This window comes from Archangium sp. (assembly GCF_057119385.1).
Genome location: NZ_DBNGVP010000118.1, coordinates 86,688 through 109,016, shown reverse-complemented (window position 1 = coordinate 109,016; position 22,329 = coordinate 86,688). Strand labels below are relative to the sequence as shown.

The window sequence follows — 22,329 nt, the reverse complement described above, 5'->3', positions numbered from 1 at the left end:
GGGCGGGGGTTGGAACCCGAGGGGAGAGGGGAAATCAACGCTTGGACATCCGGTCCACGATCGTCTGCTCCAGGATCCGCACCACCTCGGACAGCGGCATGCTCGTCGAGTCCAGCCGCACCGCGTCCTCCGCCGGCTTCAACGGCGCCACCGCTCGCGACGCGTCGTCCTGGTCCCGCTTGATCTGATCCGCCAGCACCTCTTCCAGCGAGCGCTCCACGCCCTTCTGGAAGAGCTCCTCGAAACGGCGCCTCGCCCGGGTGCTCGGATCCGCCTCCAGGAAGAACTTCGCGTCCGCGTCCGGGAACACCACCGTCCCGATGTCGCGTCCCTCCAGGATCGCTCCCTTCGGAGCGCCCAGCGCCAGCCGCCGCTGCAAGGACAGCAGCCCCGCGCGCACCACCGGCCGGCTCGACACCTGCGAGGCCGCCATCGAGTTCTCCGGCGTCCGGATCTCCCCCGACACGTCCTCGCCATCCAGGAACACGTGGTTGTCCTCGCCCACCACCTGGAAGGCGATGTGCACCCGGCTCAGCAACTCGCCCAGCTTCGTGTCGTCGTCGAAGGCGAGCCCCTCGCGCCGCGCCTTCAGCGCCACGCAGCGGTAGATGGCTCCCGTGTCCACCAGCGCGAAGCCCAGCCGCCGCGCCAGCACCTTCGACACCGTCGACTTGCCCGCGCCCGCCGGGCCGTCGATCGCCACGATGAAGGGGCGTGCGCTCATGAGGCGAGCACCTCGCGCAGGGCCGTCACGCAGCGCACGTTCTCCTCGCGCGTCCCCACCGAGATGCGCAGCGACGTCGGGTACCCGTTGCCCGCCATGGGCCGCACGATGACGCCCTTGCGCAGCAGCTTCTCGTACACCTCCATCGCCGGCCGCCCGAAGTCCGCCAGCACGAAGTTCGCGTGGCTCTCCGCCAGCTTCGCCCCCAGCTTGGGCAGCTCCGTCTGGTAGTAGCGCAGCCCCTCGCTGTTGAGCTCGCGCGTGCGCCGCACGTGCTCCACGTCCTCCAGCGCCGCCAGCCCGCCCATCTGCGCCGGAATCGTCAGGTTGAAGGGCATCCGCGTGCGCTGCAGGTACGCCACCAGCCGCGCGTCCATCACCCCGTACCCCAGCCGCAGCCCCGCCAGCCCGTAGATCTTGCTGAACGTGCGCAGCGCCACCACGTTCGGGTGCTTGCGGAAGTACTCCACCGCGCTGAAGTACTCCGGCCAGTCCACGAACTCGAAGTAGGCCTCGTCGTGGACCACCAGCACGTGCTCCGGCACCTTCGCCAGGAAGCGCTCCCACTCCTGGCGGCCGAACGTCGTCCCCGTGGGGTTGTCCGGGTTGGCGATGAAGATCATCCGCGTGCGCGGGTTGATCGCCTTCGCCATCGTCTCCAGGTCATACCGGTACCCCTCGCGCATGGGCACTTCCGCGAAGGGCCGGCCATGTGCCTGCACCGAAATCCGGTATGCCGGGAACGAGCCCTTGCACAGCAGGACCTCGTCCTCGGGCGTGGTGAAGGTGCGGATGAGCAGCTCGATGATCTCGTTCGAGCCGCACCCCAGCACCACCTCTTCCGGCTTCACGCCCAGGTGCTCGGCCAGCCGGCGCACCAGCGAGTAGCTGCTCGCGTCCGGGTACAGGTGCACCTTCTGCGACGCCACCCGCATGGCCTCGATGGCCTTGGGCGAGGGCCCCAGCGGGTTCTCGTTGGAGGCCAGCTTGATGACGCCCGTGAGCCCGTACTCGCGCTCCGTCTCCTCGATGGGTTTGCCCGGGACATAGGGCTTGAGCGTCTCGATGTACGGCGGGACGAGCGGTCTCATGGGAGTCTGGATTCCTCGTGGGTACGGCTAGCGCCCCTCGGAGAACACACCGAGCGCGCGGAATTTCTGGTAGCGGTCCTGGATCAGCTCGTCGCCCGACAGCTGCGCCAGCTCGTCCAGGTTCTTGCGGAGCACCTTGGCCAGGTTCTCCGCGGCCTTGGCGTGGTCACGGTGCGCGCCGCCGGCCGGCTCGGGGACGAGCTCGTCGATGACGTTCATCCCCTTGAGGTCCTTGGCCGTCAGCTTCAGCGCGTCCGCCGCCTTGTCCGCCTTGGTGGCGTCACGGAAGAGGATGGAGGCGCAGCCCTCGGGGGAGATCACCGAGTAGACGCTGTTCTCCAGCATCAGCACGCGGTTGCCCACGCCGATGGCCAGCGCGCCGCCGGAGCCGCCCTCGCCGATGACCGTGGCGATGATGGGCACCGTCAGCCGGCTCATCACCTCCAGGTTCACCGCGATGGCCTCGGCCTGGCCGCGCTCCTCGGCGCCGATGCCCGGGTAGGCGCCCGGCGTGTCCACGAAGGTGAGGATGGGCTTGCCGAAGCGCTCGGCCATCTCCATCAGCCGCCGCGCCTTGCGGTAGCCCTCGGGGCGCGGCATGCCGAAGTTGCGCGCCATGTTCTCCTTCGTGTTGCGCCCCTTCTGGTGGCCGATCAGCATCACCGTCCGGCCATCGAAGCGCGCGAAGCCGCCCACGATGGACGGGTCCTCCCCGAAGCGGCGATCCCCCGCCAGCTCGGTGAAGTCCGGGAACAGGTACTGCACGTAGTCGAGGAAGTACGGACGCGAGCTGTGGCGCGACAGTTGCACCACCTGCCAGCGCGAGAGATCACTGAAGATCTCCGTCTGCAGCTTCTTGGCCTTCTTCTCCAGCTTGGAGATTTCCGAGGTGAAATCCACCGAGCCGCTCGCCGAGAGGGCCTTGAGCTCGTCGATCTTCTTCTCCAGCTCGATGAGCGGGCGCTCGAAATCGAGTGGATAGTTGATGCCGTTTGCCATGGCGCCGGACCCCTATCACCTGCCCGTGGGCCTTTACAACGCGCAACCCGTTACGCGGTGCGTAGAATCCCCCCTCCCTTCCGCCCGTCGGAGTGTCATGTACCGCCTGCTGCTCCTGCTCGCCCTCGTCCTCGCCACCCCCTCGGCCGCCCAGTCGGCCCGCGCCCTCAACACCGAGGGTTTCCGCCTCTACCAGGCCGGCAAGTACCCCGAAGCCCTCGAGAAGTTCGAGGCCGCCGCCCAGGCCGATCCCAAGCTCGCCCTCGCCCACTACAACGTCGCCGCCACCCTGGGCGTGCTGCGCAAGCAGGGGCAGATCTGCCCCTACTCCGCCCACCGGCAGACGATCCTCGAGCGGCTCAACACCTCCATCCAGTTGGATCCCCGCCGGCTCGCCCGCGCCAGGCAGGACGCGGACCTGGATCCCATCCGCGACACCCTCGGTTGGCAGAAGCTGCTGGGCCGCTCGCCCTCGCGCCAGGCCGATGTCCCCGAGCTCCTCCGCCGCGTCACCTGGTTCTCCCCCGGTGAGGGCGTCTACGGCTCCACCCGCCGGCTCACCTTCCCCGATGGCAAGCGCGTCGTGCTCTGGCGCCGCATCGTCGAGGACCCCACCCGCACCGAGGAGCAGGCCGGCACGTACACCGTGAAGGGACGCTCCATCACGCTGACCTTCCCGGGACGCAAGCCCCTCAAGGGGCAGATGAGCACGCGTGGAGTGCTGGAGTTCGAGGAGTTGGGAGCGTTCCAGGACTCTCCGTCCGAGTGCGAAGCCTAGGACGGATTGCCCTCGGAGCCACCCCCGGGGACTTGGCGGTCGAGCGCCCCCTGCTCACCCTCCCTCCAGGAGGTGACGGGGAATGGTGCGACTCGCGGGGCATCAGTGGGGATTGGTGGCTGTCGTGGCGAGCACCCCGTTCCTGTTCGCCCTCCTGCTCGCGGCTTCGTCCCCGGGGCTCGTCGAGCCCGTGCTCGGCACGGTGCTCGGTGGCGCCAGCTGGGGGCTGGCCGTGATTCTCGGGCTCCTGGGTGGGGCCGTGTTCGCGGGTTGTCTGGGCGCGCTCTCGCGCTCGCCCGCGATGGCCGCTTCGCCGGTTCGCCGTGTGTTCGGATTGGTGCTCGCGACGTTCGTGCCGCTCGGGCTGTGCATCGTCCCCGCGCTGTGTCTGATGCTCGCGGGGCCCGCCCTCGCCGTGCGCCTCGAGCGCGGCGTGGGGGTGGCTCGTACGGAGCGGTTCGTGCCCGCTCGGGAGCTCGCGGAACGGCTCAGGTATCAGTTGCCTCGGGTGCTTCCGCGTCTGCCACGGTTGGGCGCGTGGTGACCCTCACCCCAACCCTCTCCCAGAGGGAGAGGGAGTAGGCAGGGGTACAACCTGGGGTCCTGATACCCTCACCCCGACCCTCTCCCGGAGGGCGAGGCAGGGGGTGCACAGCGGAGAGGATGGTTCCTCCGTCAGCCTCTTGCTCTCAGGCCGCCTTCGTCTTCGCCGTGGCGCTCAGGGCGTACCAGGCCGTCCGGAAGGCCTTCAGCTCGCGCAGACCCGCCGGATGACGGCCCAGCGCGGGCGCCACCGTCACGGGCAGGCCGATCTTCTTCTCGATCACCTTCGCCGCGTTGAGCTCGTTCTTCCGCCGGTTCTCGCACTTCGGGCAGTCCGCCTTCGGACCCACCCGGTTCACCAGCACGCGCTCCACCTGCAGCTTGCGCTCCTTCAGGTACTCCACCAGCCGCTCGCTGCGCGCCGCCGCCAGCTCCTCACCCCGCGTCACCACCACGAAGCGCGACTCGTTCGGCGAGGCCAGCGCGTCCTCGAAGCGCTTGATGTGCTTGAGGAACGCCGCCATGTCGTCGGCCAGCTCGCCCAGGCCCTTGGACTTGTACTTGGACAGCACCCCGTGCAGCGCCGTGAACCAGGCCTTCGCCGTGTCCGCCAGCTCCACCACGCGCATGGAGCTCACCATGGGCGCCCCGTCCACCACGATCCGCTTGAAGCGCTCCTGCACCAGCGCGTCCGTCAGGCACGACATCGCCGCCAGCTCGTCGATGCCCGGAGGCGCCGCGTCCAGCAGGTTGCGGAACAGCAGCAGATCCGTCGGCACCTCGTTGCCCGTCTTCGGCGCGCCCTCGAAGGCCTTCTCCGCCTTCTCCTTCCAGCGCTTGCGCAGGTTGCCGAACCAACCCGCCATGTCCAGCTCGCGCGCGTACAGGCCCTTGGTGCCCTTGACCTGCGTCTCCACGTCCGTCAGCCGGCTCTGCAGCACGTCCGACAGCGAGTGCGCCGGATCCGTCGAGATGAGGAGCACCGGCCCCTCCTTCTCCGTCAGCGTCACCGCCGCGGCCGCCGCGCACGAGCTCTTCCCCACCCCGCCCTGACCCACGAAGAAGATCAACCGCGTGGGAGGCAGCGGCGGCGCCGCGATCGGCGGCATCGACGGAGCGCGCACCAGGGCCGGAGGACCCTCGGACGCGGCGAACTCCATCGTCTTCGTCTCCTTGCCGCTCGCCCACTCCTTGGCGAAGGGCTTGAGCAGCTCCAGGCCTCGTGGCGCCACCTCGCGCTTGAGCACCAGGTGCACCGGGACGTTCTTGTCCAGCGCCTGGTACTTGCGCACATGAGGCGCTTGTAGCCCGCGGCGGCCCAGGCAGGCCGTACAGCCTTCCTTGTCCTCCACCTGGTTGACCACCACCTCCACCACCGGAATGCCCCGCTCACGCAGCTGCGTGAAGTACATGCGCGTCTGCGCCTCGGGCACCGGCTCGGCCAGCGTCACCAGATGGAAGGCCGAGCGCGCCGGATCCTTCAGATGCGCCAGCAGCTTCTCCGCCTTGGCCGCGAACTCCTCGAGGAACAGCTGCTCCTCGGACGGGGCCGCCGCCTTCTTGCCCTTGCCCGCGGCCCGCTCCGCCCCCGCCTTCACGATGCCCAGGAACTTGCGCAGCCCCACCGGCATGTCGAGCAGACGCAGCGTGTGGCTCGTGGGCGCCGTGTCCACCACCACCCGATCGAACTCGCCGCTCTCGGCCAGCTCCACCACGTGCAGCAGGCCCAGCAGCTCCTCCAGCCCCGGGGTGGCCTGGCCGTACAGCTTGCCCAGATCCTCCTCCGTCAGGTGCTGGCCCTTCACCGCCGCCTTCTGCAGCGCCGGCACGTACTTCGCCAGGAATCCCTTGGCCAGCGCGGCGGGCTCCACCTCCATCGCCCACACGCCCCCGTCCGCCTTGGTGGCCTTCGCCGCCTTGCCCTTGCCCTTGGGCTCCGGCTTCGCTTCCTTCGCGGCCGCGGCCTCGTCCTCCTCCACCTTCACCGGCTTCGCCGACAGCTTCTTCTGCAGCAGATCCGACAGCGACCTCACCGGATCCAACGAGACGAGCAGCACCTTCTCCTTGGGCGCTTCATCCGCGAGCCGCAGCGCGTACGCCGCCGCGAGTGTGGTCTTGCCCACCCCGCCCTTGCCCCCGAAGAAGTGAAGAACTCGCGCGTCGCTCATGAAAACGTGGCCTTCCTTGACGCCCACGGGCGTGGCCGGTCTCCGTCCTATTCTGGACAACCGCGGAGAGGGCACACCGGAGGTGCTCCTGAGTAGGGAGCTGTGGCACCGGTTACCCCGTGGGTGTGTGTACCAGAAGGATCGCCCGCAGTGACCCTGTGAGTCAAGCGAAGACGGGGTATCCCACCCTGTGCTTCGCGCACCGCGTCAGGCCTCGTTCTCATACGGAACATGCGCCCTGGCGCCCGCTCTCCCGGTCTCTGGACGTGGACCGGGAGTGCAGCCCAGGCCAACCGCAAAGGTCGGCTCCGGGCCGGGTTCCGCCGGAGTAGGTAGGCGGCGGTGGGACGGCGATCAGCGGATTTCCGGAGTGCTGCCCAGCGACGGGCCGCCATGGCCGGACAGGGTGTTGCCCTGCTCCTTGCCGCCCTGCTGACGGGCCTCGGCCGCGTACCGGTTGAGCTTGTTGTAGAGCGTCTTCTCGCTCACCCCGAGCACCTCGGCCGTCCGGGCCTTGTTGTTCCCGTTGCGCTGGAGGCTGCCGAGGATGTACTCGCGCTCCACCGCGTCGAGCGACAGGCCGTAGGGCAGGCGGAAGGTGTGGCGCTCCGGGCTCTTGCCCGCCATGTCGGGAGGCAGGTGCTCGCGCATGATGAGCTCGCCGTCGCAGAGGATGACGGCGCGCTCCACGGCGTTGCGCAGCTCGCGGATGTTGCCCGGCCACTCGTGGTTCTTGAGCGTCTCCATGGCGTCCGGGTGCACGCCCGTCACGCGCTTGGCCGAGTCCCCGCGGAACTTCTCCACGAAGTGCTGCACCAGGATGGGCACGTCGTCGCGGCGCTCGCGCAGGGGCGGCAGCTGGATCTGGAAGACGTTGAGGCGGAAGTAGAGATCCTCGCGGAAGCGCTTGGCCTCGATCTCCTTCTTGAGATCGCGGTTGGTGGCGCACAGCACACGCACGTCCACCTCGAGCTCCACCTTGCCGCCCAGCCGCCGCAGCTTCCCTTCCTCGAGCACGCGCAGCAGCTTGGCCTGCAGCTCGATGGGAATCTCACCGAGCTCGTCCAGGAAGAGCGTGCCGCCGTGGGCCAGCTCGAAGACGCCGGGCCGGCGCTGATCCGCGCCCGTGAAGGCGCCCTTCTCGTGGCCGAAGATTTCGGACTCGATCAGGGTGGCGGGGATGGAGGCGCAGTTGATGGCGACGAAGGGCTTGTCGCGGCGCTGGGACAGGTTGTGGATGGAGCGCGCCACCACCTCCTTGCCCGTACCGGACTCGCCGGAGATGGCCACGCTCGCCTTGGAGGGGGCCACCTTTTCGATCAGCTCGAACACCTTGCGCATGTTCGCCGACTGGCCGATGAAGTCCGAGGAGCCGAGCTGCTTGAGGCGCCGGCGCAGGCCCTGCACCTCGCGCATGGTCTCCTTCTTCTCCAGCGCCCGGTCGATGCAGACCTTCAGCCGCGCGGTGTCGAGCGGCTTGACGATGAAGTCATAGGCACCCTCGCGGATGGCCTCCACCGCGGCGGTGATGGTGCCATGGCCGGTGAGGAGCACCACCGGGCAGTCCGGCAGCTCATCGCGCAGGGCGCGCAACAAGCCGAGACCGTCGGTTTCCGGCATGGCCAGGTCGGACAGGACCACGTCCGGGCGGAACTCGCCCGCCTTGCGCAGAGCGTCGTGTGCGTCGAACGCGGTCTCGACCTTGTGGCCCCAGGCGGTCAACATCTCCGCCAGCGCCTCGCACGTATCGCGCTCGTCGTCCACGGCCAGAATTCGCGCGCTGCCCACGTGAGTACCTCCAGACATCAGAACAACTCGTGTAAAGGAAAGGTTGCCGCGACCGCCCGGTCTGGATCAGACGAGCGGGAAGGAAAGCCGGCACGTCCCCGCGCGAAGCTGCAGCTCCACGCCGAGCTGCGCACACCGCAGCTCCAGGGCGGCGGCCGCCTCCGGGGCGGTCTCCGCGGGGGAAGACGTGGCATCCACCACCTCGAGCACGGCCCGGGACTCCTCGGTGCGCACCGCCACCAGGACGTCCGCGCCCTGCTCCGAGCGGCCATAGGCCCTCATCAGCGCCTGCACCACCAGGAAGCCCAGCTCGCCGGTGTCCGACAGCCGCGCCCGCACCCCGGTGGAGATGTTCTGCCGCACCTGGAGGCGCCGCTTGCGGCTCTCGTGCGCCAACACCTCCAGGGCGCGCGTCACCGTCTCCGACAGGTCCGCGTCACCGGGCGCACCCGGGCGGTTCACGATGAACTCGGCGAAGCGCCGGAGAATCCCATCCACGCGCTGGATCTGATCGCGCATGGCCTTGAGGTTCTTCTCCTGCGAGGGCGGGACCTGGCCCGTCTCCCCCTTCAACTTCTCGGACAGCACCTCCAAGTGGATGGAGAGTGCATTCAAGGGGTTGCGCACATCATGCAAGAGGCTGTCCATCAGCGAGGGCACCGCACCGTACCGTGCGGCATCCACCACCGGGTCCGCCCCTTCGCGCACCGAGGGCGCACTGCTGCTCGCAGCCGTGGAGGTAATCACGAAAGCTCCTAGAGATTGACCGGCGCCCTTCATTCCCGCCGCCCTGTCGCTGCGAGGATTTAGGGAGCCGCCCAAGTACCGTCAACCCTGGGGCGGTAATTCTTGCTGGCTGCGAGGAATTCCCACAACGAACCGTCGGCCACTCGGCTGTCTGGATGTCCCGAACAAGACGCTTCACTCGTACTGGAGTTCGAGTCCACGCTCCGTTCGTGTACCGGCCAACAGTGTGCGGGGAATGATCAGCGCCCGCTCGGCTGCTGCTCCGCGGGGCCCGGCCCCACGAGTTCGATGTTCAGCCGGCCCGCGTACTCGAAGATGCGCGGATCACGGTAGAACTCGCCGTAGACGATGCGCTGCACGCCCGCGTTCGCGATCAGCTTGAAGCACGGCCAGCACGGGCTGGCGGTGGTGTAGAGCGTGGTGGGCTTGTCCCGCTCGCTGTCGATGCGAACGCCATTCTTGGCCGCCTGGATGATGGCGTTGGCCTCGGCGTGGACGGTGGCCACACAGTGTCCGTTTTCCATCATATGGCCCACGTCGCTGCAGTGGGGCAGGCCACGGATGGAGCCGTTGTAGCCGGTGGAGAGGATGGTCCTGTCGCGCACCAGGAGCGCCCCCACGTGCTTGCGATCGCAGGTGGCGCGGCTGGCCACCTGACGCGCGATGTCCATGAAGTACTGATCCCACGAGCTCCGGTCGTTGCCCATGCGAGCCTCCCCTCCTCCGGCGGATGTACCGTGGTGGGGCCCGCAGTCGAATTTCCGGCCGGAGGCGCGAGGCTCAGCGGCTGGCCGTCTGCGAGCCGCCTGTACCCGAGCCCGCCGCGTTGTCGGCGAGCAACCGGCCAAAGCCCTTCTGCTGGAGGAAGAGGCGCACCTTGGCGCTGGGGGCGGCGAAGGTCTCGCCGGGCATGGGGACGTCGAAGCTGAAGTTCTGCTCGGCCACGGCGAAGCCCACCTTGGCGGTGCGGTAGCCCTCGACGATGGCGAGCAGCTTGCCGGACTCGAGGCTGAAGATGCCGCCGCCGGAAGCGCCATAGCCGATGGCCGCGTCCGTCTTCACCATGCGCGGCGTCTTGCTCTCCTTGTCCCACTCCACCTGGGACACCATGCCGCCGGAGAGCGACAGGGCCCGGCCGAAGGGCGAGGCGGCCACCACCACGTCATCGCCCAGCTCCAGCTCCGAGTCCGTGGCGAGCCGCGCGGGCCGCAGCGACAGGCCCGGCACCTTGAGCAGCGCCAGGTCCATGTCCGGCACCACGCCCGTGGCCACCACGTGCGCCGTGTACTCGGTGGAGTTGGCGCGATCGTCCACGATGGCGACGAGGTGCGGGTTCTTCAGATCGTCCATCTCCACCGCGTGCGCGTTGGTGATGACGTAGCTGACGAGCCCCTCGGGCGTCTGCTCGTTGCCGATGATCACGCCCGAGGCGGTGCGCCGGGCCTTGCCGTCCTCGAGGATGGAGAGCCGGACGTTGTGGGGGAGGATCCGCTTCACCTGCTCCTTGCGCGTGGGCCGGGGAGTCAAGGCGCCCACCTGATTCATCACCACCGGCGAGCCACCCGCCCCGCCCGTGCCCGCCATCTGGGGGAGCGGGGGAGTCGGGGCGGCGGCGCAGGAGAGCACGGCGAAGAGGGCGGGCAGGCCCAGGGAGAAACGGTTCATCGACGCTCCGAGCAGGGAGGTGGAGGGAACAAAACCCCTCAACCTTTAAAGAGTCCCCATCATCCCCGCTGTCACGCGATTTCTGGAAGCATCGCGGCGGCCGGGCGCCCGCTCCCCCGGCTGCTTCCGAGCATCAGCCGTAGCGCTTCTTCATGAGGAAGAGGATGGCGTCCTTGGCGCAGTGCTCGCAGTAGCCGTAGCGCTCGTGCATTGTCTTGAGGGTGCTCTCCACCTGGGCCTGCTCGCGCGAGGACAGGCTGCCGCGCTCCTCGGAGAGGTACTTGAGGACGTTCTCCTTGTTGCGGCGCAGCACGCGCTTGCGCTCCTCGAAGTAGTGGTCGCGCAGGCGGCGGAACATGTCCGGGAAGATGCGCGGGTAGTCCATCTCCGCCTCCGGATTGTCCAGCTTGTGCGCGCCGATCTGCGAGATGAGCCCGCGGCGGTACTCGCCCGGATCCTCGCCCCTCGGCATGACGATGGCTTCCAGTTCCGCCATGCGCTGCTCGTCCGGACGCTCCATGGAACCGGTGATGCGGTTGCGGACCTTCTCGTTCTTCACCCAGTGGCTCACGTTGTAGACGTAGCGCTCCACCAGCTCGCGGTACTGGCCCTCGGAGACGAGCCCCATGGACTCGCGCACCTCCTCGTCCACCCGGTCGAGGTACTCGGCCTCCACCGCGCGCACGAACTCCTCGTGGTCGTGGTAGCCGTCCACCACCTCCTGCAGGAGGAACTCGTAGACGCTCTTGTCCTTGCAGATGGCCTCGAGCTCCTCGAGCACCGCCAGCGCGTTGAGGCACTTGTAGTCGGGGTTCTGCGCGGCGTTGAAGAGCGCCGTCTTGATCTCCCGGGCGCTGCCGCCGCTGCGGCCCTCGTAGTTGGGGTAGGCGTCGGACTCCTCGTACATGTCCGTGCGCAGCTTGCGCAGCTCCTTGCCGTGCGAGAGGCTGAGCCTGTCCGGCACCACGCCCTCCTCGTACAGGTGCATCTTCTCCACCGGCGTCACCTGATCCACCAGCTCCTTCACCTCGGGCGGGTAGCGATCGGGAATCGGCTTCTTGAGGCGCGTGAGCACGGCCCACATGGCGGCCACCTCGGTGGCGTGCGGGGCCACGTGCTTGCCCACGGTGGTCGGAGTGATTTGAGCGTCGTAGACCTGCTGCTCCTGCTTGAAGCGGCGCAGGTAGGGCACGCGCACCAGCTCGATGCGGCCCTTGAAGGAGGCGAAGTCCGGCAGCTCCTTGAAGGCGCCCAGGTGCTTCTCGTTGGACGAGGCGATGAGCACCTCGTCGAGCTGCAACACGAAGTGCTCCAGGGGCACCTGGGACGTCTCGCTGAAGCCCAGCAGGTACTTGAAGGCCTCCAGCGGGCGCTTGAGCAGATCCGAGTACTCGATGAGGCCCCGGTTGGCGTGCACCAGCGGGCCGTGGGGCTCGAAGAGGGCCACGTTGTGGAGCGCGGGCGGGACGTTGAGCTGCGTGCGGTCCGCCGTCACCTGCTGGTACATGGCGTCCACGCTCATCTGCGGCTCCACCGTCACCGTGCCCACCTGGTAGCGGCGCGAGATGTAGAAGCGCTCGACGCGCACGTGGCGCAGCACCTGGAGGTAGTCGCCCTTGTAGTTGGCCAGCAGCGCCGTGTAGATGCTGCGACACTTGTGGCACAGCTCCCCGTGCACCATGTAGTCGGAAAGCACGAAGTCGCTGTCACCCTGCCCGTCTCCGTTGCCCAGGCCCTTCTTCTTCAGCGCGCCCTCGAGCAGGCGCTGGCGCTCGGAGGGCGGGACGACGAAGAGCGGGTGGTCGCGCAGCTCGCAGGGGATGCGTACGTCGATGGACTCGGCGTCCAGATGCGCGTAGGTGGACAGGTCTCCACCCGCGGCCGCCGCCGCGGCCGTGGCCGCCGCGCGCTGCTCACCGCCGAAGCCGATGGAGCCCTTGACGAGCTTCTCCGAGGGGAAGATCCAGCTGATGCGGTAGAGGGCCCCCTGGGGCTGGCGCGAGTAGTCCTCCATGCCGGCCTTGAGCGCGTTGACGAGCGTGGACTTCGCGCTGCCGTTGGGGCCGTGCAGCATGATCAGCTTGTTGATGCGGCCGGCGCGCGTGAAGTTGCCGAGCAGCCGGTAGATGGCGTTCTGCACCTCCTCCTGGCCTGCGACACCGACCCGGCCATCCCGGTCGCTGGCGGGCACGTCGAAGACCTTGAAGCGGCGGATCTTCCCCGTGGGGTGCGACACCGTCTCCGTGCCGTAATGGTCCATCACGTCGCGCAGGTATTGGGCGGCATTGCGCGACTGTCCCCGTGGGTCGCTCATGAAGAGCGTGACGTACTCCTCGAAGGACAGGATGGAGCGGTTCTTCACGAAGTCGTCGGACACCTGGGCGCCCACTTCCTGCAGGTATCGCTTGGCTTCCACGGGATGACTCCTCTGTGCTGTAGTTCAGGAACCCACTAACCACACCGGACGGTCGCCGCCATGTCGCGCGGAACCCCCGGGAACTTTCCCCTCGGAGAGCGGGATGTCCAGGGCTGTTCTTTCCGTTGTGTTGTTGGCAGTGCTCTCCGCCTGCTCACCTACCTCGACGACGCCGTGCGACACGGACTCGGATTGTCCCGCCGGCCGGTGCCGCCTGGGCGGTTGTGGTCCGATCTGCCTTGACGACACCGAATGTGGCAGCCGGCAGGTCTGCGCGGGGGGCTCGTGCGCTCCCCGTCCCGAGTGCACCCAGGCCACGGACTGCGCCGAGGGCTTCGCCTGCACGGAGGGCCGTTGCCAGTGTGGCTCGGACGCGGCCTGTGCCGCCAACCAGTCCTGCCGGGAGGGCCGGTGTGTGACGGCCGCCGCGTGTACCTCGGCCGCCGACTGCCCGGCCGGACAGCGCTGCGAGGTGGTCCAGGGCGTGTGTCAGGCCCCCTGCGTCCAGGCCACGGATTGTGCTCCCGGGGTGGATCCGCGCGTGGCCTCGCTGCTGTACGTCTGCCGGGCGGGCGACTGTCTGCGCCAGTGCCTGAATGATCAGCTCTGCGGCGCGGGCTTCATCTGCGAGGCCGGGACGTGTGCCCGTGCCGGATGCACCACTCAGGCCGACTGCCCCTCGGGCCAGTACTGCACCAGCGCCACCGCGGGCCGCTGCCTCGAGTACCAGGCCTGTGGCTCCACCGCGGAATGTGGCCCCAACACCGAGTGCCGGGCGTTTACTTCGTCCACCTGTCCCCCGGGCTTCGACTGCGCGACGAAGATCTGCCAGGAGCTGCCGCGCTGCCTGTTGGACACGGACTGCTCCGGCGCCGCGTACTGCCGGGACTCGCACTGCCAGCCGGGCTCCGTGTGCACGGACGGCAGTGAGTGCGCCCCGGGCTTCACCTGTGTGGCGAGCCGGTGCGTTCCGGGCGGCTGCCGGGGACATGCGGACTGTGCCTCGGGCCAGGCCTGCACGGATGGCACCTGCCGCTCCCCGCCCCCGGTGGCCAATATCGTCTCCATCGCCCTGAGCCCCCGCGTGCTCACGCTCGTGGTGGGGGATACCGCACAGCTCTCGCTGGTGGCCTTCACACTGGACGGTGCCAGCTTCCCGCTCTCGACGGGCAGCTTCTCCGCGGTGGACGCGAGCGGCTCGCCGAGCAGCGCGGTGACGGTGTCGTCCTCGGGCCTGGTGACGGCCGTGTCCGCTGGAACGGTGCGCGTGCAGGCCAGGCCCGTGGGCGCGGCGGTGTCTCCCCAGGAGGCCACCCTCACCGTGCTGCCCGTCCTGGAGAGCGGCCGGCGGCTCATCGTGGTGGACGCGGCCTCCCGGCGCCCGCTCGCTGGGGCCGAGGTGCTCGGCTGTGACGCGCCTCCCGCTTCCGGTCCCTGCCCCGCTCCCGTCACGGTGACGACGGATGCGGCCGGCGTGGCCCTCTTCCCTGGTTTCACGGGCGCCACCGCCAGCTTCTCCGCCGCCTCGGGCGAGCTGCGAGCGGACGGGCGCCCCCGGTATGACCGCGTCTCCGTGGTCGCCACGCCCGCGCGCGACGTGCTGTTGCCGCTCGGGGAGAACCCCGTCCATGGCGCCGCCGGCTTCAACGCGGGCATCAGCTTCAACGAGGTGCATTCCTCCGGCGAGCTCTCGCTCGGTGTCTCGGTGCTGTCCGCCGGGGATCCGACGGCGGTGGACCTCTCCAACCTCTTCGGGGAGACCTTCCTCGTTCCCCTCCCCGGCCTCACCCAGCGCGTCCCCGTTCCCGGTAGCGTGGTGGCGTACGCGTCCCTCGGGCTGGCGGGGAACACGGAGCTCAAGGCGCGCTCGTACGGACTGGGACAGGCCGGACGACGCACCGCGGTGGCCTTCGCCGGCAAGCTGCCGCTCTCCCGGGCCACGAACCTCCGCGCCACGGACCTGCTCGCCTACACCGGCGCGATGGACTACGCCCTCCAGGCCTTCACCCCCATCACCCACCTGTCCTACGCGCCGGACGACACGGATCTCGATGGGGATGGTCTGTGCTCGGACACCACGCGCTGCACGGGCAGCGAGGATCTCCCGGCCTACAGCCGCTTCACCGGCCTCACCCACCGCCCCCGCCGCGAGCAGCTCCGCCGCACGGAGGTGGTGATCCCCCACCTGCCCTCCGGGTTCGACACGGCCGTGGTCGCCGCCGTGGAGATGTCCTCCGAGGCGGGGCTCATGCCCGTGGGGCTCGCCTCCCAGACGGCCGGAGCGGCCCAGCCGGATGGGACCCGGCCCGTCCCGCCGGTACTGCTGCGCAGTGGTGCCCCGTACGGCGGGGCGGAGGCGGGCTCACCCGGAGTGTGGGTGTTCGCGACGTCCGCTACCTCGGGGGCCTCCGTCAGCGGGAGCATCGTCCGCGCGGCGTCGCTCCCCACCCGCGTCTCCGTGCCCGCCTTCCTGCCCGTGCCCACCGCCGCCTACACCCCCGCGAGCCGCACCCTCACCCCCTCGGCGACGAGCTGGAATGCCCTGGCCGGAGCGGGCGCGGGGCTCGCCCGGGTGACGCTCACCGGCGCCCAGGGGCGGCACGTGGTGTTCTTCGCGCTGGTCGCGGGCGGAGGAGCCCTCCAGGTGCCGGACTCGCCCGCCGGGGCCGGTGCGGATCCCGCGGCGGAGAGCGGGGTGTCCCTGGAGGTGACGGCACTGCGCCTGGCCGCGGGGGTGTCGGCCGAGGGTCTCCTGGATGCTCCGGGGGCGAATCTGCTCCAGCTTCCCGTCGTGCTGGACGCCTACTCCCGCTCGCGAGCACCGTGAAGTTGCACTAACCTCGCGAGTTGATAAGCCGAGCCCCCCTTTTCTTCGGAGTTCACGCGAGATGCACAAGGATCCCATCATCGGCATCGACCTCGGCACGACCAACTCGTGCGCCGCGATCGTCGAGGACGGTGGGAACGTGAAGCTCATCCCCTACAAGGGCGGCGAGTACACCATCCCCTCCATCTTCGCGATCGACGACAAGGGCAACGAGTTGATCGGCTACGAGGCCAAGCGCCAGTGGCAGCTCAACCCGAAGAACACCATCTACGGCTCCAAGCGCCTCGTCGGCCGCACCTACAAGAGCGACATCGTCGACGCGATGAAGAAGGTCGTGGCGTACTCGGTGCGCCCCGGCAAGAAGAACGACGTCGTCCTGGACGTGGGCAAGAAGGAGTTCTCCCTCCAGGAGATCAGCGCCAAGATCCTCAACAAGATCCGTGACGTCGCCGCCAACTACCTCAAGACGCCCATCAAGCGCGCGGTCGTCACGGTGCCGGCCTACTTCAACGACCGGCAGCGCCAGACGGTGAAGGAGGCGGGCAAGCTCATCGACCTCGAGGTGGTGCGCATCATCAACGAGCCCACCGCCGCGGCCCTGGCCTACGGCGCCGGCAAGGGCGTGAACAAGAAGGTGCTCGTCTACGACCTGGGCGGCGGCACCTTCGACGTGTCGATCATCGAGATCCGCGATCGCGTCTTCGAGGTGAAGGCCACCGGCGGTGATGTGTTCCTCGGCGGCATCGACTTCGACAACGCCATCATCCACCATGTGCTGACGGACTTCGCGTCGAAGACGGGCATTGATCTGGCCACGGATCCGGTGGCCATGCAGCGCATCAAGGACCTCGCCGAGCGCACGAAGATCGATCTGTCGGCGCGCGATGACGTGCAGTTCAACATCCCCTTCATCACGATGACGGCGCAGGGCCAGCCGCTGAACATCGAGATGAAGTTCACGCGCAAGATGCTGGAGAAGCTGACGAACCACCTGGTGGATCGCACGCTCCAGATGGTGGCGCGGGTGCTGGTGGACTCGGGGCTGAGCACCAAGGACATCGACGAGGTGCTGCTGGTGGGTGGGCAGACGCGCATGCCCATCGTGCAGGACCGGCTGACGAAGTTCTTCGGCAAGACGCCGAGCAAGGGCGTCCACCCGGACGAGGCCGTGGCCGTGGGCGCGGCGCTGTACGCCAAGTCGCTGGAGGACAACTCGAGCATGAAGCTGCAGCTGCTCGATGTGATTCCGATGGCGATCGGCCTGGAGCGCGCGGGCGGGGCGTTCCACACGGTGTTCCCACGCAACGCGCCGATTCCGAACGCCAAGCAGGTGGTGGCCACCACGAGCATGGACAACCAGACCGAGCTGGCCATGCGCATCTTCCAGGGCGATCACGAGATGGTCGCGAAGAACGACATGCTGGGAGAGTTCACCTTCTCAGGGATCCGCCCGGCGCGGGCGGGCACGGTGCAGGTGGAGATCACCTTCGACGTGAACGTGGAAGGCATCCTCACCATGCGCGCCAGGGATCCCGCCACCGGCCGCGAGATGAAGACCACGGTGCGGGTGAGCTGATCGGGTTCTGGCGCGCCTGTGTTCCCTCCGCGCCTATTTCCCCTCGCCCTCCGGGAGAGGGACGGGGTGAGGGTGCGTGCTCATCTGGTTCCAGATCCGTGTGAGCACGGCCTCCGTCTCCTGCAGCACCTCCCGATTCGAGAACCGCAGCACCGTCAGCCCGTGAGACGCCAGGAACGCCGTGCGCTCCGCGTCTCGGGCCCGCTGTTCCGGCTGCGCATGGTCATCCCCGTCCAGTTCGAGCACCAGCTTCGCCTCGTGTGAATAGAAGTCGAGGATGTACGGGCCGAACTGGTGCTGACGCCGGAACTTCACTCCCACCAGCCGACGTGCCCGCAGCAGTCGCCACAGCAGGGACTCGGCATCCGTGGTGTCCGCTCGGAGCCGCCGGCACAGCGTGAGCAACCCGAGTCGATCCAGTTCACCGTGGGACGATCTGTACACGCACCCTCACCCCGTCCCTCTCCCGAGGGGAGAGGGGAAATTGGCTCCAGCCCATCCAAATGAAAAACCCCCGTGCCTCGGTGGGCAACGGGGGCTCTTCTCCGCCGGGAGAAGCATCGGCTATGCCGACTTCTTTTCCTTCTCCATCACCAGCTGGGGCGGCTCGTGCTTGGTCACCACCGTCTCGGTGATCTTGCACTCCTTCACCCCATCCCGGTACGGGACGTCGTACATGATGTCCAGCATCGCGTCCTCGAGGATGGCTCGCAGGCCACGCGCTCCGGAGTTGCGCCGCATCGCTTCCTTCGCGATCGCCTTCAGCGCCTCCTTCGTGAAGGTCAGCTTCACCTTCTCCATCTCGAAGAGCTTCTGGTACTGCTTGATCAGCGCGTTCTTCGGCTGCGTGAGGATCGTGATCAGATCCTCTTCCTTCAGGTCGTTCAGCGTCGCCACCACCGGCAGACGGCCGATGAACTCGGGAATCATCCCGAACTTCATCAGATCCTCCGGCTCGACCATCGCCAGCAGCTCGCCCACGCTGCGCTCTTCCCGGTGGGTGATCTTCGCCCCGAACCCCAGGCCCTTCTCGCCCACACGGCGCTTGATCACTCCGTCAATCCCGTGGAACGCGCCGCCGCAGATGAACAGGATGTTCGTCGTATCAACCTGCACGTACTCCTGCTGGTTGTACTTCTTCCCACCCCGCGGCGTCACATTCGCCCGCGTGCCCTCGATGATCTTCAGGAGCGCCTGCTGCACGCCCTCGCCGCCCACGTCGCGCGTGGCGCTCGGCGTGTCACCCTTGCGCGCGATCTTGTCGATCTCGTCGATGTAGACGATGCCCCGCGCCGCCTTCTCCACGTCGTAATCCGCGTTGTGGAGCAGGTTCTGGATGATGTTCTCGACGTCCTCACCCACGTAGCCGGCCTCGGTGAGGCTGGTGGCGTCCGCGATGGTGAAGGGCACGTTGAGGAAGCGCGCCAGCGACTGCGCCAGCAGCGTCTTGCCGCTGCCCGTGGGGCCCACCAGCAGGATGTTGCTCTTGCTGAGCTCCACATCCTCCGAACCCGAGGGCTTCATCCCCGGTCGAGGCCGTGCCGCCGGCTTCTTCTGGTAGATGCGCTTGTAGTGGTTGTAGACGGCAACGGAGAGGACCTTCTTCGCCTGGTCCTGACCGATGACGTAATCGTCGAGGAACGCCTTGATCTCCATCGGCGTCGGCAAGCTGACCTGCGGCTTGCCTTCCTCGCGCTCGTTCTCGTCCGCGATGATGTCGTTACACAGCTTGATGCACTCGTCGCAGATGTAGACCGTCGGGCCCGCGATGAGTTTGCGGACCTCGCGCTGCGACTTGCCGCAGAACGAGCAGGACAGGTTGACGTGGTGCTCCTTCTTCACTGCCGCCTCCGAGTTCACCGACCCCGGTTCCCCGGAGCCTACCTAGCCGACCACCCTCACCACACCCAAGTTGCCTGGCTGCCCACGTCTCGAACAGCCGTCCGACAAAATATAGGCTCCGGTTGAATCCGCAGGAAGCCCATCTCGGATGTGTCGACCGGCGGGCTGTGCACCGCCGGACGAGGTCAGCGTTGAGTAACACTCGTTCAGGCGTCATTCACGCCCGAAGCGAGCTCCTCCAGGTCCTCGGCCAGGGTGCCCGCCCGCTCAGCGATGGCGTGGGGTACCCGGCGACACCCGGACACCTCGGCGGCCAGCTTCCGCGCCATCTGCGCCAGCTTCCTCACCTGCTGGCTCTCCGGGGGCGGCTCCGGGGGCGGCTTCGGGAAGCGCTCCACGAACTCCTTCTTCAGCTCGTTGGCCGGCTTCTCCGCGTTCCAGATACTGTCACGCAGTGAACGATACTCCTGCGGCGAGAGCTGTCCACGCTCCTCCGCGTCCGCCAGGACCTCGATGACCTCGAAGGGGGGCGCCTTCTCGGGGAAGTCCGGCTGGGACACCTCCTCGGGGGCCTCGTGCTTGGCCAGGAAGCTGAACGAGCGCGTGAGCTTGAGCACCGTCTGCTTCTTGATGTGCAGCTCCTTCAGGGCGTACGCCTCGAAGGAGTTGTACCCCCAGGCCTCCCACAGGTTCTCGTCCCGCACCTGCACCAGGAGCTTGCCCAGCTCGGCCCAGGTGGACTTGAAGCGCTTGGCCGCCACCAGCACGGTGTGGCGGAAGGTGCCCGGGGGCACGGAGGCGGCCTTCTTCTCGATGTCGATTTCTGCGGCGGTCACCATGCCCACCTGTATCGGGCAGGAAAACCGGGGGGGCAAAAAACCAGCCTGCTACATCCTACATCCGCCCCTCATTTCTTACCGATGGTGAACGCCAGGTTCACCGTCGCCCGCTCCCCCTTGTAGGGCTTGAAGGGCCACTTCTTCATCTCGGTCAGCAGGCAGTCGAAGAGCGGGCCCTTCTTCAGCTGTGGATGGTCCACCCACAGCTGCGCCACCCGGCCGTCGTTGCCGATGGTGAACTCGAGCGGCACCTTGGCGGCGAAGCCCGGACGGCGCTCGGCCTCCTCCTTGAAGCACCGGTACAGCGTGCTCTGGCTCTGCTTCACCACCTTGTTGATGGCCGCCTGGTCGTAGTTGACCTCCGTGGACATGCCATCCGCGTCCGTGATCACCTTGCCCGCCGGGCGCCCACCCGTCGGAGGACGGCGATCCGGCTTCGACACCGCCGCCGACGCCACCTTCTCCGGCTTGCTGTCCGGTCTGGTGGCCTCCGGCTTCTCCGGCGCCGTCTCGGTGGGCTTGCTGGGAGGCCGCTCCGCCGTCTGCTGCTTCGGCTCGCCGGGGTACTCGAACAGCTCCTCGGGCCTGGAGCGCTTCGCCACGGTGATGACCGGCGTGGACACCTCGATGGAGAGCTCGTCCCGCTCGACGCCCGGCAGGTACACCGACGAGTAGCGGGCGATCTGCCACGCCCCCGCCCCGAGCCCGCCGAGCACCACCGCCGCCACGGCCGCCGCGAACAGCCGCTGGCGCATCCGCCGCGCGCGCAACGCCCGGGCCTCCGCCTCCACGCGCTGCTTCGCCGCCGCCTTGGACACGTGCAGCTTGAAGGCGTCCAACTCCTCGAGCTTGCGGAAGCCGCTCGGGCCGGTGGCGGACACCTCCGTCTTCCCGGTCACCGCGCCCGCGTACAGCTTCTCCACCAGTTGGTGGCCAGTCAGGGGACCGAGGACGAGGTCTCCCTGGCGGTAGAGCCATTGGGAATCGAGCTGTTCACGCTCGAGATCATGGAGGTCTTGTGCGGCCGACATGGGCCGGGAAGTATCCCAGGCCGCACGGGACACCACAACGCCCCTTCCACTCCCTCCCGCTCGCTCCCCCCTACCCTCCGTGAAAAGAACCCCCGCCGCTCTGTGGATCTGGTACCGCGGCACCCACTTCCGTGGCTACCAGCGTCAGCCCGAAGGCCCCACCGTCCAGGAGACCCTCGAGGCCTCGCTCCGCAAGGCCGGGGTCCCCTACCCCGTCATGGGCGCCGGCCGCACCGATCGCGGCGTCCACGCCCGCATGCAGGTCGTCAGTGTCCGGCTGCCTCCCTGCTACACCTCGGAGATGCTGTCCGAGCGGCTCCCGCCCCATGTCCCGCCGGATCTCGGCCTGTGTGTCGCCCGGCGTCCGCCCGACGGCTTCCATGCCCAGTGGAGCGCCGTGGGCAAGGAGTACCGCTACCGCATCCAGCTCGGTGGCACCCCTTCCGAGCCCTGGCGGCCCTTCGTCATGGAGCCCTCCGCCGAGCCCCGCCTCCTGGAGGGCCGTGCGCTGAAGCCCGAGCGCGTCGCGGAGTTGCTCGGCGCCGCCGTGGGCTGCCGCGACTTCCGCGCCTTCCACGAGAACTCCAGCCTGTGCAAGCCCCGCACCCTCGAGTCCGCCACCTTCCACGAGCTCGGCAACGGCCTCTTCGAGGCCCGGCTCCGGGGTGATGGTTTCGGGCGCTACCAGGTGCGCTACCTCGTGGGCTCCACCCTGCTCACCGCAGCCGGCGTCCTCTCCGAGGAGCTCTTCCGCTCCGCACTCGACAGGGGCACCTCCATCCCCGGCCTCAAGGCCCCGGCTCAGGGACTCCTGCTCTGGGAGGTGCTCTACCCGCCCGCCGTGGATCCGTTCCCCGCCGAGGAGCGGGCCCGCGCCCCGGGTCTCCCCCTGGCGCCTCCCTTCTCCCTCTCGGCTGACTCGGACTCCGCGGCCGCCGCCTAGTCCACCAGGCGATCCTCGTACTTCGTCAGCAGATCCGAGATCGCCTCCCGCAGGTACTCGCTCTGGCGGATCCTCGTCGAGCGCGACAGCTCCTTCAGTGCATCGAGCTTCTCGCGGTTGAGACGGAACACCACCGAGGTCAGGCGAGGATTCATGTCCATGTGCGTTGTCTCCTACAGGTGCGCACAAAGTCTCACAGACGCATCGGATCGCAAGAAAATCCCCGTACCCGTTGGATCATGTGGGGATCGCCCGGGATCAGAAGCCGATCACGGGCGCTCCCGCGCACGCCGCGCTCTGCTGTAGATCCGATCCGCGCACGGATCCAAATACCGGCCTGTGATCACAGAGG

The 22,329-nt window shown here is 68.2% G+C and carries 19 protein-coding genes; 5 read left to right on the top strand and 14 right to left on the bottom strand.

Translation table 11 applies throughout. The annotated features are described in order from the left end of the window. Positions 1 to 34: 34 nt before the first annotated feature. Genes cmk through AC16DP_RS28940 form a run of 3 tightly spaced genes read right to left on the bottom strand, consistent with a single transcriptional unit; the run spans position 35 to position 2,814 of the window. A complete protein-coding gene (cmk, locus tag AC16DP_RS28950) occupies positions 35 to 724 on the bottom strand; it encodes a (d)CMP kinase (RefSeq protein WP_329726452.1) in 690 nt (229 codons plus the stop codon). Beyond that, on the bottom strand, positions 721 to 1,815 hold the full coding sequence (gene hisC, locus AC16DP_RS28945) for a histidinol-phosphate transaminase (protein WP_329726451.1): 1,095 nt from the start codon (positions 1,813 to 1,815) through the stop codon (positions 721 to 723). The genes cmk and hisC overlap by 4 nt, the downstream gene beginning before the upstream one ends. Before the next feature lie 27 nt (positions 1,816 to 1,842). Next, entirely contained in the window at positions 1,843 to 2,814 is a 972-nt protein-coding gene (locus tag AC16DP_RS28940; protein WP_329726450.1) for an acetyl-CoA carboxylase carboxyltransferase subunit alpha, read from the bottom strand. A 97-nt stretch (positions 2,815 to 2,911) separates the two neighbouring features. Here AC16DP_RS28940 and AC16DP_RS28935 point away from each other — a divergent pair, with 97 nt between their 5' ends. Both AC16DP_RS28935 and AC16DP_RS28930 read left to right on the top strand, forming a co-directional pair. Further along, positions 2,912 to 3,592, top strand: a complete 681-nt coding sequence (locus AC16DP_RS28935) for a tetratricopeptide repeat protein (protein ID WP_329726449.1) — start codon at positions 2,912 to 2,914, stop codon at positions 3,590 to 3,592. A gap of 82 nt (positions 3,593 to 3,674) precedes the next feature. Then, the gene (locus tag AC16DP_RS28930; RefSeq protein WP_329726448.1) at positions 3,675 to 4,136 is read left to right on the top strand and encodes a hypothetical protein; all 462 of its coding nucleotides are present in this window, start codon (positions 3,675 to 3,677) and stop codon (positions 4,134 to 4,136) included. Between the two features lie 145 nt (positions 4,137 to 4,281). On the opposite strand, the gene AC16DP_RS28925 is transcribed toward AC16DP_RS28930, so the two are convergent. The 6 genes from AC16DP_RS28925 to AC16DP_RS28900 form a co-directional block, all read right to left on the bottom strand. Next, entirely contained in the window at positions 4,282 to 6,303 is a 2,022-nt protein-coding gene (locus tag AC16DP_RS28925; RefSeq protein WP_329726447.1) for an ArsA family ATPase, read from the bottom strand. Positions 6,304 to 6,657: 354 nt separating this feature from the next. Beyond that, positions 6,658 to 8,091 (bottom strand): enhancer binding protein Nla6, encoded by a 1,434-nt coding sequence (nla6, locus tag AC16DP_RS28920; protein ID WP_329726446.1) that lies wholly within the window; start codon positions 8,089 to 8,091, stop codon positions 6,658 to 6,660. A 66-nt stretch (positions 8,092 to 8,157) separates the two neighbouring features. Next, positions 8,158 to 8,838, bottom strand: a complete 681-nt coding sequence (locus tag AC16DP_RS28915) for a histidine kinase dimerization/phospho-acceptor domain-containing protein (RefSeq protein ID WP_329726445.1) — start codon at positions 8,836 to 8,838, stop codon at positions 8,158 to 8,160. Between the two features lie 239 nt (positions 8,839 to 9,077). Further along, complete coding sequence (locus tag AC16DP_RS28910) at positions 9,078 to 9,545, bottom strand: deoxycytidylate deaminase (protein WP_329726444.1); 468 nt, start codon at positions 9,543 to 9,545, stop codon at positions 9,078 to 9,080. 73 nt (positions 9,546 to 9,618) lie between these two features. After that, positions 9,619 to 10,503 (bottom strand): S1C family serine protease, encoded by an 885-nt coding sequence (locus AC16DP_RS28905; RefSeq protein WP_329726443.1) that lies wholly within the window; start codon positions 10,501 to 10,503, stop codon positions 9,619 to 9,621. 133 nt (positions 10,504 to 10,636) lie between these two features. Continuing rightward, positions 10,637 to 12,919, bottom strand: coding sequence for a PrkA family serine protein kinase (locus AC16DP_RS28900; protein WP_329726442.1), 2,283 nt, complete (start codon positions 12,917 to 12,919; stop codon positions 10,637 to 10,639). Positions 12,920 to 13,334: 415 nt separating this feature from the next. Here AC16DP_RS28900 and AC16DP_RS28895 point away from each other — a divergent pair, with 415 nt between their 5' ends. Next, a complete protein-coding gene (locus AC16DP_RS28895) occupies positions 13,335 to 15,746 on the top strand; it encodes a hypothetical protein (RefSeq protein WP_329726441.1) in 2,412 nt (803 codons plus the stop codon). Between the two features lie 61 nt (positions 15,747 to 15,807). Continuing rightward, the gene (locus AC16DP_RS28890) at positions 15,808 to 17,322 is read left to right on the top strand and encodes an Hsp70 family protein (RefSeq protein ID WP_329726440.1); all 1,515 of its coding nucleotides are present in this window, start codon (positions 15,808 to 15,810) and stop codon (positions 17,320 to 17,322) included. A 33-nt stretch (positions 17,323 to 17,355) separates the two neighbouring features. Here AC16DP_RS28890 and AC16DP_RS28885 read toward each other — a convergent pair whose 3' ends face one another. The 4 genes from AC16DP_RS28885 to AC16DP_RS28870 all read right to left on the bottom strand — a co-directional run bounded on the left by AC16DP_RS28885 (position 17,356) and on the right by AC16DP_RS28870 (position 21,034). Beyond that, positions 17,356 to 17,766: an endonuclease domain-containing protein gene (locus tag AC16DP_RS28885; protein WP_329726439.1), complete on the bottom strand. Its 411-nt coding sequence runs from the start codon at positions 17,764 to 17,766 to the stop codon at positions 17,356 to 17,358. Between the two features lie 120 nt (positions 17,767 to 17,886). Then, positions 17,887 to 19,164 (bottom strand): ATP-dependent Clp protease ATP-binding subunit ClpX, encoded by a 1,278-nt coding sequence (gene clpX, locus AC16DP_RS28880; protein ID WP_204219198.1) that lies wholly within the window; start codon positions 19,162 to 19,164, stop codon positions 17,887 to 17,889. Positions 19,165 to 19,370: 206 nt separating this feature from the next. After that, the gene (locus AC16DP_RS28875; RefSeq protein ID WP_043395457.1) at positions 19,371 to 20,003 is read right to left on the bottom strand and encodes a hypothetical protein; all 633 of its coding nucleotides are present in this window, start codon (positions 20,001 to 20,003) and stop codon (positions 19,371 to 19,373) included. A gap of 68 nt (positions 20,004 to 20,071) precedes the next feature. After that, a complete protein-coding gene (locus tag AC16DP_RS28870) occupies positions 20,072 to 21,034 on the bottom strand; it encodes an AgmX/PglI C-terminal domain-containing protein (RefSeq protein WP_329726438.1) in 963 nt (320 codons plus the stop codon). Between the two features lie 79 nt (positions 21,035 to 21,113). Between AC16DP_RS28870 and AC16DP_RS28865 the strand changes: the two genes are divergently transcribed. Then, complete coding sequence (locus tag AC16DP_RS28865) at positions 21,114 to 21,977, top strand: tRNA pseudouridine synthase A (RefSeq protein WP_329726437.1); 864 nt, start codon at positions 21,114 to 21,116, stop codon at positions 21,975 to 21,977. Here AC16DP_RS28865 and AC16DP_RS28860 read toward each other — a convergent pair. Further along, positions 21,974 to 22,138 carry a ribbon-helix-helix domain-containing protein gene (locus AC16DP_RS28860; RefSeq protein ID WP_073562486.1) on the bottom strand — a complete coding sequence of 55 codons (165 nt, stop codon included), beginning with the start codon at positions 22,136 to 22,138 and terminating at the stop codon, positions 21,974 to 21,976. The two genes, AC16DP_RS28865 and AC16DP_RS28860, sit on opposite strands and share 4 nt — an antisense overlap. Between the last annotated feature and the right edge of the window lie 191 nt (positions 22,139 to 22,329).

What these genes read in the sequence shown, in the direction of transcription:
- AC16DP_RS28890 (WP_329726440.1), top strand. Translation starts at nt 15,808, where the DNA reads ATGCACAAGGATCCCATCATCGGCATCGACCTCGGCACGACCAACTCG.
- hisC (WP_329726451.1), bottom strand. Translation starts at nt 1,815, where the DNA reads ATGAGACCGCTCGTCCCGCCGTACATCGAGACGCTCAAGCCCTATGTC.
- AC16DP_RS28905 (WP_329726443.1), bottom strand. Translation starts at nt 10,503, where the DNA reads ATGAACCGTTTCTCCCTGGGCCTGCCCGCCCTCTTCGCCGTGCTCTCC.
- AC16DP_RS28875 (WP_043395457.1), bottom strand. Translation starts at nt 20,003, where the DNA reads ATGGTGACCGCCGCAGAAATCGACATCGAGAAGAAGGCCGCCTCCGTG.
- AC16DP_RS28925 (WP_329726447.1), bottom strand. Translation starts at nt 6,303, where the DNA reads ATGAGCGACGCGCGAGTTCTTCACTTCTTCGGGGGCAAGGGCGGGGTG.
- AC16DP_RS28860 (WP_073562486.1), bottom strand. Translation starts at nt 22,138, where the DNA reads ATGGACATGAATCCTCGCCTGACCTCGGTGGTGTTCCGTCTCAACCGC.
- cmk (WP_329726452.1), bottom strand. Translation starts at nt 724, where the DNA reads ATGAGCGCACGCCCCTTCATCGTGGCGATCGACGGCCCGGCGGGCGCG.
- AC16DP_RS28870 (WP_329726438.1), bottom strand. Translation starts at nt 21,034, where the DNA reads ATGTCGGCCGCACAAGACCTCCATGATCTCGAGCGTGAACAGCTCGAT.
- AC16DP_RS28935 (WP_329726449.1), top strand. Translation starts at nt 2,912, where the DNA reads ATGTACCGCCTGCTGCTCCTGCTCGCCCTCGTCCTCGCCACCCCCTCG.
- AC16DP_RS28910 (WP_329726444.1), bottom strand. Translation starts at nt 9,545, where the DNA reads ATGGGCAACGACCGGAGCTCGTGGGATCAGTACTTCATGGACATCGCG.
- AC16DP_RS28930 (WP_329726448.1), top strand. Translation starts at nt 3,675, where the DNA reads ATGGTGCGACTCGCGGGGCATCAGTGGGGATTGGTGGCTGTCGTGGCG.
- AC16DP_RS28940 (WP_329726450.1), bottom strand. Translation starts at nt 2,814, where the DNA reads ATGGCAAACGGCATCAACTATCCACTCGATTTCGAGCGCCCGCTCATC.